The 16,030-nt window shown below is 68.1% G+C and carries 12 protein-coding genes and 1 pseudogene; 6 read left to right on the top strand and 7 right to left on the bottom strand.

The window, feature by feature from the left end:
- Entirely contained in the window at positions 1-1,131 is a 1,131-nt protein-coding gene (locus AC5P9L_RS07955; protein WP_005410958.1) for an efflux RND transporter periplasmic adaptor subunit, read from the bottom strand.
- Positions 1,132-1,248: 117 nt separating this feature from the next.
- Between AC5P9L_RS07955 and AC5P9L_RS07950 the strand changes: the two genes are divergently transcribed.
- From AC5P9L_RS07950 to AC5P9L_RS07940, 3 genes are all read left to right on the top strand, one after another.
- Complete coding sequence (locus AC5P9L_RS07950; protein ID WP_005410959.1) at positions 1,249-1,929, top strand: TetR/AcrR family transcriptional regulator; 681 nt, start codon at positions 1,249-1,251, stop codon at positions 1,927-1,929.
- 136 nt (positions 1,930-2,065) lie between these two features.
- Positions 2,066-2,713 carry a protein-L-isoaspartate O-methyltransferase family protein gene (locus AC5P9L_RS07945; protein ID WP_005410960.1) on the top strand — a complete coding sequence of 216 codons (648 nt, stop codon included), beginning with the start codon at positions 2,066-2,068 and terminating at the stop codon, positions 2,711-2,713.
- Positions 2,714-2,729: 16 nt separating this feature from the next.
- Positions 2,730-4,088 (top strand): TolC family outer membrane protein, encoded by a 1,359-nt coding sequence (locus tag AC5P9L_RS07940; RefSeq protein ID WP_005410961.1) that lies wholly within the window; start codon positions 2,730-2,732, stop codon positions 4,086-4,088.
- 87 nt (positions 4,089-4,175) lie between these two features.
- Here the strand turns inward: AC5P9L_RS07940 and AC5P9L_RS07935 are convergent, their stop codons facing one another.
- Both AC5P9L_RS07935 and waaA read right to left on the bottom strand, forming a co-directional pair.
- Positions 4,176-5,393: an amino acid transporter gene (locus AC5P9L_RS07935; protein WP_227415420.1), complete on the bottom strand. Its 1,218-nt coding sequence runs from the start codon at positions 5,391-5,393 to the stop codon at positions 4,176-4,178.
- Positions 5,394-5,609: 216 nt separating this feature from the next.
- Entirely contained in the window at positions 5,610-6,908 is a 1,299-nt protein-coding gene (gene waaA / locus AC5P9L_RS07930) for a lipid IV(A) 3-deoxy-D-manno-octulosonic acid transferase (protein ID WP_005414416.1), read from the bottom strand.
- A 60-nt stretch (positions 6,909-6,968) separates the two neighbouring features.
- On the opposite strand from waaA, the gene AC5P9L_RS07925 reads away from it, so the two are divergent.
- Complete coding sequence (locus AC5P9L_RS07925) at positions 6,969-7,886, top strand: LpxL/LpxP family Kdo(2)-lipid IV(A) lauroyl/palmitoleoyl acyltransferase (protein WP_043034051.1); 918 nt, start codon at positions 6,969-6,971, stop codon at positions 7,884-7,886.
- A gap of 42 nt (positions 7,887-7,928) precedes the next feature.
- Here AC5P9L_RS07925 and AC5P9L_RS07920 read toward each other — a convergent pair.
- The 4 genes and pseudogenes from AC5P9L_RS07920 to AC5P9L_RS07905 form a co-directional block, all read right to left on the bottom strand.
- Positions 7,929-8,293, bottom strand: a pseudogene (locus AC5P9L_RS07920) (transposase).
- A gap of 149 nt (positions 8,294-8,442) precedes the next feature.
- A complete protein-coding gene (locus tag AC5P9L_RS07915; protein WP_049396209.1) occupies positions 8,443-9,774 on the bottom strand; it encodes an O-antigen ligase family protein in 1,332 nt (443 codons plus the stop codon).
- Entirely contained in the window at positions 9,755-10,870 is a 1,116-nt protein-coding gene (locus AC5P9L_RS07910) for a glycosyltransferase (RefSeq protein ID WP_005414418.1), read from the bottom strand. The genes AC5P9L_RS07915 and AC5P9L_RS07910 overlap by 20 nt, the downstream gene beginning before the upstream one ends.
- A gap of 15 nt (positions 10,871-10,885) precedes the next feature.
- Positions 10,886-11,083, bottom strand: a complete 198-nt coding sequence (locus tag AC5P9L_RS07905) for a zinc-finger domain-containing protein (protein WP_005410967.1) — start codon at positions 11,081-11,083, stop codon at positions 10,886-10,888.
- 421 nt (positions 11,084-11,504) lie between these two features.
- Between AC5P9L_RS07905 and AC5P9L_RS07900 the strand changes: the two genes are divergently transcribed.
- Together AC5P9L_RS07900 and AC5P9L_RS07895 are read left to right on the top strand one after the other, a co-directional pair.
- Positions 11,505-14,849 carry a GH92 family glycosyl hydrolase gene (locus AC5P9L_RS07900; RefSeq protein ID WP_227415421.1) on the top strand — a complete coding sequence of 1,115 codons (3,345 nt, stop codon included), beginning with the start codon at positions 11,505-11,507 and terminating at the stop codon, positions 14,847-14,849.
- Positions 14,846-15,589 (top strand): basic secretory protein-like protein, encoded by a 744-nt coding sequence (locus tag AC5P9L_RS07895; RefSeq protein WP_005410969.1) that lies wholly within the window; start codon positions 14,846-14,848, stop codon positions 15,587-15,589. Before AC5P9L_RS07900 ends, AC5P9L_RS07895 begins: the two co-directional genes overlap by 4 nt.
- The last annotated feature ends 441 nt before the right edge of the window (positions 15,590-16,030 follow it).

Raw genomic sequence — 16,030 nt, 5'->3', positions numbered from 1 at the left:
TTACTCCTTGGCCTTGGCGGCAGCGGCCGGCGCGGCCGGCTTCAGCACCGGGCGGTTCTGCCGGTCCACGGCGATCACCGGCTGGCCCGCCCGCAGCAGGTGGCCACCGGCGGCAACCACCCAGTCACCCGCGTTCACGCCGGACAGCACCGGCACGGTCTCGCTGCCAAACGCACCGGTGGTGACCGAGGCGGCCTTCAGCGTGCTGTTGGCCGGATCGACCACCCACACGCTGGCGGCACCGTTGGCACCGCGCTGCAGCGCGCCCAGCGGCAGCTGCAGGGTGCCGTGGCGACCGGCGCTGCTGTAGACGCGTGCGCTCTGGCCCAGTTCGACATCGGCCAGCGCATCGGCGGCCAGGCTGACGCGGGTGGCATAGGTGCGTGCCTGCGGATCGGCGGCGGCGGCGATCTCGCGGATCGTACCGGGCAGGCGCTGGCCCGGGCGGTTCCACAGTTCCACCTCGACCGGCTGGCCGACCGCGTAGTCGCGGATGGTCGCCTCGGGCAGGTCGATCAGCACTTCGCGGCCGCCATCGGCGGCCAGGTTGAAGATGGTCTGGCCGGCGGACACCACCTGCCCGGCTTCGGCCTCGCGGCTGGCGATCACGCCATCGGCCGGCGCGCGCAGCTGCGCGTAGTCAGCCTGGTTGCGCAGCACATCGAGGTTGGCGCGGGCCGCATTGGCCTGGCCCTGCGCGGCCTTGAACGCCGCGGACTGCTGGTCCAGCTGCGAGCGGCTGACCAGTTGCTGGTCGGCCAGCACCTGGTAGCGCTTCAGGTCATCGCGGGCACGCACCAGGTCGGCCTCGGCAGCAGCCAGCTGCGCCTGTGAGGCACGGGCCTGCAGCGCGAAGTCAGCCACGTCCAGTTCGGCCAGCACGTCGCCCTTCTTCACCCGCTGGCCGGCATCGACGTGGCGCTTGACCAGGTTGCCACCGACGCGGAACGACAGCGGGCTTTCCTGACGGGCACGCACCGTGCCCGGGAATGCCGCCGGCGCCTGTCCGGCCTGTTCGCCGGGGTGAACCACCAGTACCGGCACGGCCGCCTGCGGCGCCTGTTCCTGTCCCGAACAGGCTGCCAGCGCAGCCACCCACACCATACCGCCCATCCAGCGCACGATCTTCATCGGTCAACGTCCTGAAAACGCAGGGTTGCAACAAGGGGGAGCCGCGACTGCCGGCCCAATTTAATAAACCGGCCGGTATAGTATAAATATCGAACCGCTTGGTCTAGTATTGTTGCGATGAGTTCTTCCACTTCCCGCAAGCCGTCGGCCAAGCCCGCTGCCAAGGCCGCCGGACCCGGGCGCCCCAAGGATCTGGGCAAGCGCGCGGCGATCCTTGAAGCAGCCAAGGTACTGTTCATCGAACAGGGGTATACCGGCGTGAGCATGGACGCCATTGCCGCCCAGGCCGGCGTCTCGAAGCTGACCGTGTACAGCCACTTCGGCGACAAGGAGACCCTGTTCTCCGAGGCCGTGCAGTCAAAGTGCATTGAAATGCTGCCCGATGCCCTGTTCGTGGCCGACGCGGACGGCCCGCTGCGCGACCAGCTGATCGGCATCGGCCTGGCCTTCTTCGAACTGATCACTTCCGATGCGGCGATCTCTATCCAGCGCATGATGATGGCGCCGGAGACCGACGAACGCCTGCGCGAGCTGTTCTGGAAGGCAGGACCGGAACGTACCTGCGAGGCCCTGGCTGACTTCCTGCGGGCGCGCGCCGAGCGCGGCGAGCTGGAAATCACCGACTATTCGCTGGCTGGCGAGCAGTTCCTGACCCTGGTCAAGGGCGAAGTGCACATGCATATGATGTGCGGCATGCCACTGTCACCGGTGGAGTGCGACCCTCTTGCCCACGTGACCGCCAGCATCGACTTCTTCCTGCGCGCCTATGCGCCGCGAGGGGCCGGGACGGCTGAATAACCAAAACTGAACGAACCGGAGGTCGCGATGACTTCCGGCACTGCGACCCCGGCCACCCGGCAGCTGATGCTCTGGGCGCGCCGCCGGCCTCCGGCACCGGTAAAATGGCCGGCCCACTGCGCTGGATTTGAACCTCATGACGATTGATTACGCCCACGCCCGCGAACTGATGGTGGAACAGCAGATCCGTCCCTGGGACGTGCTGGACATCAAGGTGCTCGACGTCCTGGCCCGCCTGCCGCGCGAGGCTTTTGTCGCCGATGCACACCGCGCGCTGGCCTACGCCGATGTCGAACTGCCGATCGGCCACGGCCAGAAGATGATGAAGCCGGTCATCGAGGGCCGTACCCTGCAGGCACTGGATCTGCAGCCGGGTGACGAAGTGCTGGAAATCGGCACCGGCAGCGGCTTCCTGTCCGCCTGCATCGGCGCGCTCGCGCGCGACGTGCTGAGCCTGGAGATCGACCCGGAGCTGGCCACCGCCGCGCGTGCCCGCCTGGACGCCTCCGGCCTGGGCACCAACGTCCGCGTGGAAGTGGCTGACGCCCTGTCCTGGCAGACCGAACGCCGCTTTGACGTGATCTGTGTCACTGGTGCGGTCGACGTGGTGCCGTCACAGTTCGCCTCGTGGCTGCGTCCGGGTGGTCGCCTGTTCGTGATCCACGGCCGCTCGCCGGCGATGGAGGCCCTGCTGGTCAAGGCCGACGGCAGCACCGAGTCCCTGTTCGAGACCGATATCGATTACCTGCGCGGTGCCGCCCCGGCACCCCAGTTCCACCTCTGAGTCCAAGGAAGCCGCAATGATCCGCCGATCCCTCGCTGTTGCGCTGGCCACTGCCCTGCTGCCGTTGTCTGCCCATGCCGCCGACCTGCTGCAGGTCTACGAAATGGCGCGCAACGGCGATCCGCAGCTGTCCGCCGCCGAATCGACCCGGCTGGTCGACAAGGAAGGCGCCGTGCAGGCGCGCGCCGCCCTGCTGCCGCAGATCAACGGCCAGGCCACGCTGAACCGCACGCGCAGCGAGCCGAACGCCGACATCAACTCCGGCTCGTTCACCAACAAGCGCCGCAATTACACGATCGATGGCAGCCAGACGCTGTTCAACTGGACCCAGATCAACAACCTGCGTTCGCAGCGTGAGCTGAGCAAGGCGGCGGACTTCACCCTCGAATCTGCCAACGACAGCCTGATCGTGCGCACCTCGGCGGCCTACTTCAACGTGCTGGTGGCGATCGAATCGCTGAACGCCGCACAGACCAATGAAGCGGCTGCGAAGAAGCAGTTCGACTTCGCCGACAAGCGCCTGGAAGTGGGCCTGGCGCCGATCACCGACGTGCACGAAGCACGCGCCCAGTACGACCAGGCGCGTGCCAACACCATCGTTGCGCAGAACACCCTGGCCGATAACTACCAGGCCCTGACCGAACTGACCGGCCAGCCGGTGGTCAACCTGCGCGGCCTGCCGGCCGACTTCCGTCCGGAAGTGCCGGCCAACCGTGGCAACATCGATGAGCTGGTGCACCAGGCCACCACCCAGAATCCGGCGCTGAAGGCGCAGGAACTGAAGGTGAGCGCCGCCGAAGCCGGCGTGCAGGCCGCGCGTGGTGGCCACTACCCGACCCTGTCGCTGGGCGGCAGCTGGGGCAAGACCGCAACCTGGGGCGACAGCACCGGCTCCGGCTCGCTGTCCCCCGATGCCCGCACCAACAGCATCGGCCTGACCCTGAACGTGCCGATCTTCGCCGGCGGCGCTACCCAGTCCGGCGTGCGCCAGGCGCTGGCCCAGCGTGACATTGCCCAGGACGGCTACGAGCAGCAGAAGCGTGCCCTGGACCGCAACACCCGCAATGCCTACCAGACCCTGGTACAGGGCATCAGCGAAGTGGAAGCCCGCCGCCTGGCGGTGGTCTCGGCACAGAGCGCCTATGACGCCTCGCAGGTCGGCCTGGAAGTCGGTACCCGTACCGTGCTGGACGTGATCCAGAACCAGCGCATCCTGTTCTCGGCGCAGCTGGACTACGCCCAGGCCCGTTACACCTTCCTGCAGAACCGCCTGCTGCTGAGCCAGTCGCTGGGTGCGCTGGACGTGGCCGAGCTGCAGGACGTCAACCGCCTGCTGACCCAGGACGCGGGCAACCCGGCAACCACCACGCACTGAGTCGTCAGCCTGCCGGTCACGAAGAAGCCACCCGCGAGGGTGGCTTTTTTGTTGGTCGCGCGGACGGAAGCATGCACCCACCGACCGTCAGCCGGGCCAGACCCGCATCCGTTCGACTGCGGCCAGCAGACACAGTGCGATGGCGACGGGAGCCAGCACCGGCAGGGCGCGTGATCGCGGTGCCCGTCCGCGCAGCACGGCCACGCACACGGCCCCCATCACCAACAGGGTTGCCGGACCAGGCAGTACCGGCAGGCTGCCCATGGGCGCCCACAACGCCAGCAATGCCGCCGACAGGACGACGGCAACCGGCACCAGTCTCTCCCGGAACTCCAGGGATCGGTCACCTGCCGTCGGCCACAGCTGCATCGCCACCCGCGCAGCCAACATCAGCAGTACCAGGATGAGCGCCACCAACCCTGCCACTCCCGCCAGCGGCAGCAAGGGCATCACCCAGTACAACTGCGGGTGATGCTGCAGGGCGACCGACAAAGGCCGCGTGCTGGCCAGAGCCGGAAATTCGACCAGGCCCGCCTGCAACGCGGCCAGTACGATCAGCAGCACCATGGCCAGCAGCACGCACGCCGGCAGCAGCGGCGGCCGTGCCCCCGCCTGCCTGCCGATGCCAGGAAATCCCAGCGCCAGGCCAACGGTGGCGAACACACCGTACAGCGGCACGCTCGCCGCCAGTACACCGCCGATCCCGAAGCGATAGGGTGCCGTTGCTGGCGGCAGCCATGGAATCCAGTACGCGTAGTGCACATGGCGGGCTGCCAGCACCAGCAACAGCAGGCCGGCGCCGACCTTCACCGTCAGCAGCACGCAGGCAACCAGCACCACACGGTGTGGCCGCAGCAATCCGACCACTGCAAGCAACAGCAGGCTGGCAGCAGCCATCAGTTGACCCGGCATCCCGTTGCTGGCCTCGATTCCACAACCAGCCAGCAGTACATGCAGATGGTTGGCGACGGACTGCGCAACGCCAGCGGCAGTCACCACCAGTTCCAGCAGCAGCGCGCCACCGAGCAGAACGGCCGGCACGCCTCCCCAGCAGTCCCGCACCACGCCATGCAGGCCATCGGCAGCGGGCCTTTGCTGGTTCAGAACGTGCAGGCAGTACAGCAGCGGCCCTGTGCCCAGCGCGGCCAGCAGCAGGCTCAGGACGATGGCCGGGCCTGCCTGGGCTGCGGTGTGCTGGCCGACCAGCGCGACCACGCCGCCTCCCAGCAGCAAGGTCAGTGCCACCACCACAAGGCGATCGCCGTACCCGGGCTCATCGATGCCGGGGCTGCTGTCGCTGTCCATCGCAAGTTCCCTGGATATCCGCCCAAGCGCGGTCGACAGCAGACTGACAGCCTGTGCCGGGAGGCGGTATCGGAATACGCGCCATGCGCATCACGATGTGACGGCAGGCACGTTGGCAAGGAAGCTCACGGTCCCGCTACGACAGATTCCAGGTCGCTAAGCAGAATTGACGCGGTCTTTCACGACAGTCACGTCGCGTGCGCCGGCCCTTCGGACTCAGCGGCAAGGTGGCGGCAGATGCGGTCCGACCAGCGCCAGCGTACGCTGCAGGGCACCGCGTCCGTTGCTGATCAGCGTGCAGCCTGCCCGCGCCATGTCCTCGCGTGCCTGCGGATCTTCGAGCAGGTGCTGCAGCAGTTCGCCGACCGCCTGCACGTCTTCGCCGATCAACAGCGCGCCCGCCTCGCGCATGCGGCGGGAAATTTCCGAGAAGTTGTGCAGGTGCGGGCCCGTCACCGCAGCGGTGCCCATCGCCGCCGGCTCCAGCAGGTTGTGGCCACCGATCGGCTGCAGGCTTCCACCGACAAACGCCACCTGCGCGCAGGCATAGAACGGCATCAGCTCGCCCAGGGTATCGATGACGAACACATCGGTTCCAACCTCCGGCCACTGCTTCGCGCGCCGGGTTGCCACGTTCCAGCCCTGCTCCCGCGCCAGCGCCTCCACCTTCGGGAAGCGCTCGGGATGCCGGGGCGCCCACAGCAGCAACAGGTCGGGGTGCTGCCGGCGCAGGCGCCGATGCAGATCGATCACCGCCTGTTCTTCACCATCATGGGTACTGGCGGCGATCCACACCGGCCGCCGGGCCGGCACGCGGGCATGGAACTGCTCGACGAAGCCCTGCACGTCCGGCGTAGTGATGTCGAACTTCAGGTTGCCCAGCGCCTGCACCTGCTCCGGCGCGGCACCCAGCTGCACGAAACGCTCGGCATCGTCCTGCGACTGCGCGGCCACGCAGGTGACCGTGCGGAGCGCGCGGCGGATCAACGCCGCCAGCAGCCGGTAGCCCCGCAGCGAACGTGCCGAGAGGCGCGCGTTGAGGATGTAGACCGGAATGCCACGGTCACGGCAGCCGAACAGCATGTTCGGCCACAGTTCGGTTTCCAGGATCAGCGCCAGGCTGGGCTGGAAGTGGCCGAGGAAGCGGTTGACGCTGCCGGGCACGTCATACGGCAGGTAGACGTGGTCCAGGGCGTCGCCCCACAGCGCACGCACGCGCTCGGAGCCGGTCGGGGTGATGGTGGTGATGACCCAGCGGATGTCCGGGCGCTCCTTGCGCAGCGCGTTCACCAGCGGCGCAGCGGCATTGACTTCGCCCACCGAGACCGCGTGCAGCCAGACCCGCGGTTGGCCGGTGGGCTGGGGATAGGAGGCATAGCGCTCATCCCAGCGCCGGAAGTATTCACGGACCCGGAAGCCGCGCCAGACCAGGTGGTACACGGTGATCGGCAGCAGGATGTAGAGCACGACCGAATACAGGCCGCGCAGGATCCATTCGACAGGGTCTTTACGCATGCGGCAAGGATACGGGAGCCCCCCGGGAAAGACACGCGGCCGCCTTGGTAGAATGGGCCAATGTCCGATGCCACCACCGCCGTCCGCCCGTCGCTGCGCGATCCCCGCAACTGGCCGATGTTCGCCGCCATGCTGGGCGCCTTCGCCATCGCCCGCCTGCCGTGGATGCTGCAGCGTGCGCTGGGCCGGGGCGTCGGCTGGATCACCTGGCGCCTGCTGGGCAGCCGTCGCCGCGCCGCCGAGGTCAACCTGCAGCTGTGCTTCCCCGAGAAGGACGAGGCCTGGCGCCAGCGCCTGGTGCGCGACAGCTTCGATGCCCTGGGTGTGGGCGTGTTCGAGTGCATCCGCGCCTGGTGGGGCAGCATCGACAGCATCCGCCCGCAGGTGCAGATCGAAGGACTGGAACATCTGCGGCAGATGCAGGCGGAAGGTCGTGGCGTGCTGCTGGTGTCCGGCCATTTCATGACCCTGGAAATGTGCGGGCGCCTGCTGTGCGACTACGTTGATCTTTCAGGCATGTACCGCAAGCACAAGAACCCGGTGTACGAGTGGGCGGTGAAGTTCGGCCGCCTGCGCTACGCCAAGGCCATGTTCGCCAATGAGGACATCCGCGCCACCGTGCGCCACCTGAAGAAGGGCGGCTTCCTCTGGTACGCGCCCGACCAGGACATGCGCGGCAAGGACACCGTGTTCGTGCCGTTCTTCGGCCACACCGCTTCGACCATCACCGCCACCCACCAGCTGGCGCGGATGACCGGCTGTGCGGTGATCCCGTATTTCCATCGCCGCGAAGGCGGGACGTACTTCCTGAAGATCGGCGCGCCACTGGAGAATTTCCCCAGCGACGACGTGGAAGCCGATACCACGCGGGTCAACCAGGCCATCGAAGAGATGGTGCGCGAGGCACCCGACCAGTACCTGTGGATCCACCGCCGCTTCAAGCGCCAGCCAGGCGGGCGGAGCGATTTCTACAAGTAGATCCACGCCATGCGTGGATGCTTTTCGATTCCGTGCCGGGATTCACAACGGCCAGCGGCACCAGGCGTACGGGTACTCCCCCACCACGCACGCCAAGCCCGCACGGACCGGATTGGCCAGGATGTACATCGCCTTCTCGTGAAGTGATTCGTCGGTCCGCACTGCATGGTCGTGATAGCCGCGCTGCCACTGCGCAGTTCCATCAGCCAGTGCAGATGGTCGGGCATCACCACCCAGGCGAGACTGTGGCTGAAGCCCCTACGCTCGACGAAGCGCAGGGTGTCGATCAGGATCGCCATGTTCGCCGCATCCGCGAACAACGGTTCACGGCCAAGGGTTGCCGTGGTCAATGAGTACACGTTGCCGGATCGGGAATATCGACCGTAGCGGAGTCCTGGGCTGGCCATGCCTCAAGCGTGCGATACGCATGGAAACACAGGTAGTGGTGGGTTACCTGTGTTTGCGTCGGGAAAGCTCCATCCACGCATGGCGTGGATCCACCACAGCAATCTCCGTTCGGTACGCGCAGTAGAGCCACGCCAGGCTGGATGGACGATCACACCGCCGTCGGCGTGTCGTCCGCGTCGCGCGCCAGCAGGCTGCCGGCGAACAGCGCGGCCAGCAATACGGTCAGGCCACCCCAGAAGGCCGAATAGAACGCCAGATGGGTGTTCAGCGGGAACACGGTCACCGCCAGCGCCAGCATCGCCGGACGCGCGCGTTCGCGGGCCATTGCCGGCGCGTAGCGCCATGCGCGCCAGGCCTGGGCCACCGCCGCCAGCCACAGCAACAGACCAATCACTCCAGTCTCTGCGAGGATTTCCAGCACGATCTGATGGGCATGAAGCGCCGGGGCATTGCCCCACACGGCCGGCCCTTCCTCCGCCACGCAAGCGGGATAGGCATCGCGGAAACCACGTGCACCCACGCCATTGATCGGGTGCTCTTCAATCATGCAGGCGGCGGCTTCCCAGATCCGCGCGCGCCCTGACAGGGCCTCGTCGACACCACGCTCGCCCCCATCCAGGGCCATGGCCGTACGCGCGAAGCGCTCGCGCAGCTGCGGCACGCTGGCGGTCAGCGCACCGGCGCCGAGCACCGCCACCAGCGCCAGCGCGGCCAGCCGTTTCCAGCCGAACTGGCGCACGCCGCTGTAGGCCAGCACCAGCGCGAAGGTGATCCACGAGGCGCGCGAACCGGCCAACAGCAGCACGCTGCCCAGCGCTGCCGCAGCCAGCAGCCAGCCCGTATTGCCAAAGCGCCGCGCGGCGGGCAGCAGCAGGAACGGCGACAGGCTGGCCAGCACCTGGCCGAACTTCAGGTTGCACGGTCCCAGTGCGCCACTGAGGCGATCTGCCAGTGCGGCCTCGTCGGCCGGGCACAGTGCGTGGCCACTGACCGCCAGCTTCAGGTGTTCCAGCGACCAGAACCATGGGCTGGTGCCGGCCACCGCCTGCACCAGCGCATCCAGCGTCCATGCGCCGGTGATCAGTGCCAGCCCCGCGAAGGTCAGCCGCCGCCGCTCCGGCGTAGCCACTGCGATCGCCACCAGCCACATGAAGGGTAGATAGCGCAGGCCCGCAGCAGCCTTGGTCCACGAGGCCGCCGGATCGATCGCATCGAATGCGGAGAATGCCTGCGGCAGCCAGTAACCAAGGAACAGGATCGAAGTCAGTGCCCAGGCCGCCGTGCTCAACAGATGCGGGCGGCGCTGCAGGCGTCGCGTCACCATGCGCGCCGCCGCGTACAGCGCGCCCAGGCCCAACACGGTTTCGGCGATGCCTGGCAACGGCCACATCGCCACGTACGCCAGCACCCACCAGGGCGCCCAGCGCCCGGCGCGGTCGTCGCGCACGATGACGGCGGGGTCAGCCGGCGAGGTCGGCATAGAGGCGGAGGGTATCGCGCTGCATGGCCTGCAGGGTAAACGGGATGCGGGTCGGCAAGGACGGGGGCTGGGCCAGCAGGGCCAGCGCACGTTCACCCAATGCCCGCGCATCGCCGAGCGGCACGGCACCTGCGGGTTGCAGCTGCCGAAGCAGCTCACCGACGCCGCCATGGTCCCAACCCAGCACCGGCCGGCCCACCGACAGCGCCTCGACCACGGTGCGGCCGAACGCTTCGGGCTTATCCGACAGCTGCAGTACCAGGTCGCTGGCCGCGTAGGCCTGGGCGATGCGTGCGGTCGGCGTGCTGATGTGCACGGCCTCGGCCACGCCGAGCGCGGCCGCCTGCCGGCGCAGGTCCGCCACGTAGGCTTCACGGCCGGGTTCATCGGTGCCCAGCATCCACAACTGTGCCGGCACGCCGGCGGCGCGCACATCCGCCAGCAGCTGCAATGCGTGTGCGTGGCCCTTCAGGCGGGTGCCACGCCCCGGCAACAGCAGCAAGGGGCCTTCAACCTGCGCCAGCCATGGGTACTCTGCCGCAAGCGCCATCCGCGGACGGCGATCGGCACGCGCCACGCGCGGGAACTGGGCCACATCGACGCCACGCGGAATCACCTGCAATGCCTGTTCGGGCACGGTCGGGTAGTGCCGCTGCACGTAATCGCGCACGGTGTTGGACACGCAGATCACGCGTTCGCCGCTGGTCATCACCGCGCTGTAGCGGCTGGGCGAATTCAGCCCATGCACGGTGGTCACCCAGTGCGGGCGTTGCGCGGCAGGCAGGGCACGGATTGCGTACAGGCCCAGCCAGGCCGGCAGCCGCGAGCGGGCATGCACGATGTCCGCACCAACCTCGGCAAACAAGCGGCGCAGGGTCGGCAAGTGGCGCAGGGTCAGCAGCGACTTGCGGCCGATGTCCAGGCTGAGGTGCTCGGCACCGCTGTCGAGCAGCGGCTGCACCAGGCGGCCACCGGCGGAAACCACCAGCGCGCGATGGCCGGCGGCGACCAGGGCCGCAGCGATTTCCAGGGTCGAGCGCTCGACGCCGCCGGAGTGCAGCGCCGGCAGCAACTGCACCACGGTCAATCGGCGCATCGAAGGGGCGGCCGCTTAGTCGGCCAGCACGAACACGGAACCGCAGTACGGGCACTGCGCTTCGCCATTGGGCTCGTCTTCGATCGGCAGGTACACGCGCGGATGCGAGTTCCACAGCGCCATTTCCGGGGTCGGGCAGCTCAGCGGCAGATCGCTGCGGTGCACGGTGTAGCGCTTCTCGGCGTTGGCGGGCGCAGTGGCGGTATGGCTCATGGCGGATGTCGATGAACGGGTTGCGAGGCCTGTGATTCTAGCATCCAGGCCGCCCCGACATTGCGCCGCAACGGGTGTTTGCGCGTACCGGGCCGATTCCCTGCGACCTTGCATGCCACTTCGGGATGAGGTGCCGGTGGGAATTCCCGACCGATCCTGCAGATTCACCCCGGGAAACCACCGACAACGATATTTACCGCATTTGGATCGAACTAAATGGCACTTGTCAGGTTGCCACGGCTGTTGCAGGATCGGGCCAGGTCGTGAACCGGCCTGCCCCAATCCGACCCGATCGCATGGCCCGCCCCCACCGGACCGGCATCGCCTCTTCCACTGCCATCCCGGCGGGCGGAGCGGTGCTGTCCGTGGTGTCCGCCGATGCGGGTTCTGCCCGCCGCCAGCCCTTCCGGGAGACCCCTGCATGACCCTGTCCGATCCACGCCGCGCCCTGCTTCCGCTCGCCCTGGCCCTGGCCTGTGCGACTACCGCGATGCCGGTGCTGGCACAGGGACTGCAGAGCTCGTTCGAGCCGGGCCAGCCGGCTCCGGAACCGGCCGCAGGCGCGTTGCAGGTCACGATCGGCAATGGCCCCGCGGCGCCCTACGCCGCCAAGCGCAATGTCGGCTACAGCGGCCTGCACGCACTGCGCTACAGCAGTGAAGGTGGCAATGCGCGGCGCGAACTGTTCAAGGCGGACGTGACCATCGAGGCGGATACCACCCTGTCGTGGTTGGTGCTGCCGGAGATCGTCGGCAAGGACACCGTGGCTTCGACCTATGTGTCACTGGACCTGCTGCTGGACGATGGCAGTCGGGTTTCGGCCGGCACTGCACGCGACCAGCACGGCGTAGCGATCGGCGCACGCGCGCAGGGCGACTCGAAGACGCTGTACCCGCAGCAATGGGCGCGCAAGGCGGTGCGGCTGGGCGATGTGCCCGCGCTGAAGGGCCGCCGCGTGGTGGCGATCGAACTGGAGGTGGCCAGTGCCGACGGCGCACCAGTCTCCGGCTGGATTGATGACGTTCGCCTGGACACCGTGCCACGGCAGCAGCCAGCGCGCGTCTCCGACTGGGTGCTGACCACCCGCGGTACGCAGGCCAACGGCACCTTCTCGCGTGGCAACAATTTCCCGGCCACGGCTGTGCCGCACGGGTTCAACTTCTGGACCCCGGTCACCGATGCCGGTGCGCTGAACTGGCTGTACCGCTGGAACGAGCAGAACGACGCGCAGAACCGTCCGCAGCTGCAGGCGCTTGCGCTGAGCCATCAACCCAGCCCGTGGATGGGCGACCGCCAGACCTTCCAGGTGATGCCCTCGGCCAGTCGTGGCGTGCCGGAGGCTGACCGCCGCAAGCGTGCCCTGTCGTTCGACCGCAGCCATGAAAGCGCCCGCCCTTACCGCTACGACGTGCGCTTCGACAACGGCGTCGCGGCATCGATCGCGCCGACCGACCATGCCGCGCTGTTCCGCTTTGACTTCCCGGAGGACGGCGACGCCAACCTGCTGTTCGACAACGTCGATGCCCGCGGCGGCCTGACTCTGGACGCCGCCACGCAGACGCTGTCCGGCTACACCGACACGCGCAGCGGCCTGTCCAACGGCGCCAGCCGCATGTACGTGGTGGCCCGCTTCGACAAGCCCTGGCGCAGCAGCGGTCGCCTCGACACCGGCCGACCGACCGGCTACATCAAGTTCGATGCCGGGAGCGACCGGCGGGTGACCATGCGCATCGCCACTTCGCTGATCTCGGTGGAGCAGGCACGACACAACCTGGCCCTGGAAATCGCCGCCACCGATACGCTGGAGAGCGTGGCCGGCCGTGCGCAGGATGCATGGGACGCACGCCTGGCCCGCTTCGACATCGGCGATGCCAGCGACGACCAGAAGACCACGCTGTATTCCAGCCTGTACCGGCTGTTCCTGTACCCGAATTCCGGCCATGAAAACGTGGGCAGCGCCGCCGCACCGGAGTGGCGCTACGCCAACCAGGCCAGCGCCAGCGATGACAACACCGAGGGCAGCGCGACCCGCACCTTTGCCGCCGTGCGCGATGGCAAGGTGTTCGTCAACAATGGCTTCTGGGACACCTTCCGCACCACGTGGCCGGCCTACGCGCTGTTCACGCCCGACGATGCCGGGCAGATGGTGCAGGGTTTCATCGAGCAGTACCGCGCTGGCGGCTGGATCGCACGCTGGTCGTCGCCGGGCTACGCGGACCTGATGGTCGGCACCAGCTCGGACGTGGCCTTCGCCGATGCGTGGCTGAAAGGCGTCGGCGGCTTCGATCCGGGCGAGGCCTACGCCGCCGCGCTGAAGAACGCGACCGTGGTACCACCCGACCGCCATGTCGGCCGCAAGGGCATGGACCGTTCGACCTTCCGGGGCTACGCCAGCGCCGACGTGCATGAGGGCATGTCGTGGACGATGGAAGGCGCACTCAATGACTTCGGCATCGCCAACATGGCCGATGCGCTGGCCAAGCGCGCGACCGCACCCGCCGCACGCGAGCGCTACAGCACCGAAGCCGACTACTTCCGCCACCGCGCTGCCAGCTACGCGACGATGTTCGACCCTGCCACCGGCTTCTTCCAGGGCCGCAGGGCCGATGGCCGCTGGCGCGTGGACGCCAAGGACTACGACCCGCGCGTGTGGGGCCACGATTACACCGAATCCAACGGCTGGACCTTCGCCTTCACTGCCGCCCATGACGGCGAAGGCCTGGCCGCGCTGTACGGTGGCCGCGACAAGCTGGCGGCGAAGCTGGATACCTTCTTCGCCACGCCGGAAACCGCAGACCCGGCACTGGCCGGCTCCTACGGCGGTACCATCCACGAGATGACCGAAGCGCGCGACGTGCGCATGGGCATGTACGCGCACAGCAACCAGCCGGCGCACCACATCCCGTGGATGTACCTGTATGCCGGGCAGCCGTGGAAGACCCAGCAGCACGTGCGCGAGATCCTGTCGCGGCTGTACGTCGGCAGCGAGATCGGCCAGGGCTATCCGGGCGATGAGGACAACGGCGAAACCTCGGCATGGTACGTGTTGGCCTCGCTGGGCCTGTACCCGCTGCGCATGGGCGCCCCGGAGTACGTGATCGGCTCGCCGGCCTTCGAGCATGCACGCGTGGAGCTGCAGGGTGGCGCGGTGCTGACCGTGAACGCGGCCAACAACTCGCGCGAGAACGTCTACGTGCAGTCGCTGAAGATCAACGGCAAGCCGTGGACGAAGACCTGGGTGCCACACGACCTGATCGCCAAGGGCGCGACCCTCGACTTCGTGATGGGACCCCGTCCGTCGCGCTGGGGCAGCGGCGTGGACGATGTGCCGCGCTCGTTGACCGCGCGCGGCCAGCGCCCGCAGCTGCTGCACGACCTGCTCGGCAGCGGCGCGAAGGCGACGCTGGCCGATGGCCGCGCCCTGCCCGCACTGGTCGATGACGATGCGAGTACCACCGTGGGCCTGGGCGGCGGCGCAACCATCGCGCTGACCGGACTGAGCGACGGCACGCCGACGATGTACACGCTCACCAGCGGCGACGGCCGCATCCAGGGCGGTGAGTGGACGCTGGAGGCGCGCAACGGCGGCGGCAGCTGGACCGTGCTCGACCAGCGCAGCGGCGAAGACTTCGAATCCGCCCGCCAGACCCGTCCGTTCCGCATCGCCAGACCCGGCCGCTACAGCGAATACCGCCTGCGCCTGGCGGCACCGGCACGGCTGCCACTGGCGGAGATCGAACTGCTGGCGGCCGGCACCGTACAATGAGCGGCATGCGCTACCGTCTTCTGCCTCTGGCCCTTGTTGCCCTGTCCTTCTCAAGTTTCGGCCAGACCCAGGCGTTCGATACGCAGCTGACCCGCGACGGCGTGACGCTGAACTACCAGGACGCCCGTGGCGCCCTGGCCGCGCCGCAGCGCAAGCGGGTGATCGATACGTTCTTCTTCGCCTACCTGCGCGAACGCGCGGACTTCCACCCGGCCGCGCCGGCGATGGTGCGCATCGTGATCGATCCGGCCTACACCGGCATCGCCTTCGTCGGCGACAAGGACCAGGCAGCGACGATCACCATCAACCCAGGCTGGTTGGCGCAGCACCCGAACGACATCGACCTGGTCACCCATGAGGCGATGCACATCGTGCAGGGCTATCCAGGTTACGGCGATGCACGGGTGCCGGGCTGGCTGGTGGAAGGCATCGCCGACTACGCACGCGACCGCTACGGCATGGACAATGCCGCCGCAGGCTGGGTACTGCCGGGCAAGGTCGAGAAGGGGCAGAATTTCGACAGCGGCTACCGGGTGACCGGTGCGTTCCTGAAATGGGCCGAGGCCGAGTATCCCGGCCTGGTGCTGGCGCTGGACAAGGCCCTGCGCGACGGCCGCTATACGCCGGCGCTGTGGCAGAAGCACACCGGCAAGGCACTGCCGGCGCTGTGGACGCAGTACGCCAAGCCGCGTTCGGATGCACCGCCGCCGGCACCAGCGCGCCGCGGCAAGCGGCGCTGACTGGGCGATCAACTGGGTATTGCGGCGGCTGGGTATTGCGGCGACTGGGTAGAGTCGACTGTTGGTCGACTGCCTTTCGTACAGCCCTCGAAAACCCCGCGCTTCGCGCGATAGTCGACCAACGGTCGACTCTACCTCGCTGCGTCTACGCCTCAGCGCGACTGCACGAAGCCGGCGTACAGCGCGAACAGCTGCTGGAAGTACCGCCGCGTCACTCGATTGCGCATGACACCCTCACCCGTGGAAAGTTGGTCGGGCCCAGGGTGGGAAGGCTGGTCCGGTCCCTTCCCACGGCCGGGCCGCGTGGGCGTATTGGGCCGCAACGGCGTTGCAGGGAGATGACCGGGCGGCGTAGCGCGTGTGGCAGCGGTGGGACCGGCATCGGGACCGGCATCGGGACCGGCATCGGGACCGGCATCGGGACCGGCATCGGGACCGGCA

It is taken from the genome of Stenotrophomonas sp. YJH_SMC_64 (assembly GCF_059371375.1).
Note: the sequence above shows the minus strand (reverse complement) of the source record. Positions and strands in the feature narration are given on the sequence as shown.

Coding starts and splice junctions, on each gene's coding strand:
- AC5P9L_RS07950 (WP_005410959.1), top strand. CDS start 1,249: ATGAGTTCTTCCACTTCCCGCAAGCCGTCGGCCAAGCCCGCTGCCAAG.
- AC5P9L_RS07900 (WP_227415421.1), top strand. CDS start 11,505: ATGACCCTGTCCGATCCACGCCGCGCCCTGCTTCCGCTCGCCCTGGCC.
- waaA (WP_005414416.1), bottom strand. CDS start 6,908: ATGCGTAAAGACCCTGTCGAATGGATCCTGCGCGGCCTGTATTCGGTC.
- AC5P9L_RS07955 (WP_005410958.1), bottom strand. CDS start 1,131: ATGAAGATCGTGCGCTGGATGGGCGGTATGGTGTGGGTGGCTGCGCTG.
- AC5P9L_RS07905 (WP_005410967.1), bottom strand. CDS start 11,083: ATGAGCCATACCGCCACTGCGCCCGCCAACGCCGAGAAGCGCTACACC.
- AC5P9L_RS07895 (WP_005410969.1), top strand. CDS start 14,846: ATGAGCGGCATGCGCTACCGTCTTCTGCCTCTGGCCCTTGTTGCCCTG.
- AC5P9L_RS07945 (WP_005410960.1), top strand. CDS start 2,066: ATGACGATTGATTACGCCCACGCCCGCGAACTGATGGTGGAACAGCAG.
- AC5P9L_RS07910 (WP_005414418.1), bottom strand. CDS start 10,870: ATGCGCCGATTGACCGTGGTGCAGTTGCTGCCGGCGCTGCACTCCGGC.
- AC5P9L_RS07940 (WP_005410961.1), top strand. CDS start 2,730: ATGATCCGCCGATCCCTCGCTGTTGCGCTGGCCACTGCCCTGCTGCCG.
- AC5P9L_RS07935 (WP_227415420.1), bottom strand. CDS start 5,393: ATGGACAGCGACAGCAGCCCCGGCATCGATGAGCCCGGGTACGGCGAT.
- AC5P9L_RS07915 (WP_049396209.1), bottom strand. CDS start 9,774: ATGCCGACCTCGCCGGCTGACCCCGCCGTCATCGTGCGCGACGACCGC.
- AC5P9L_RS07925 (WP_043034051.1), top strand. CDS start 6,969: ATGTCCGATGCCACCACCGCCGTCCGCCCGTCGCTGCGCGATCCCCGC.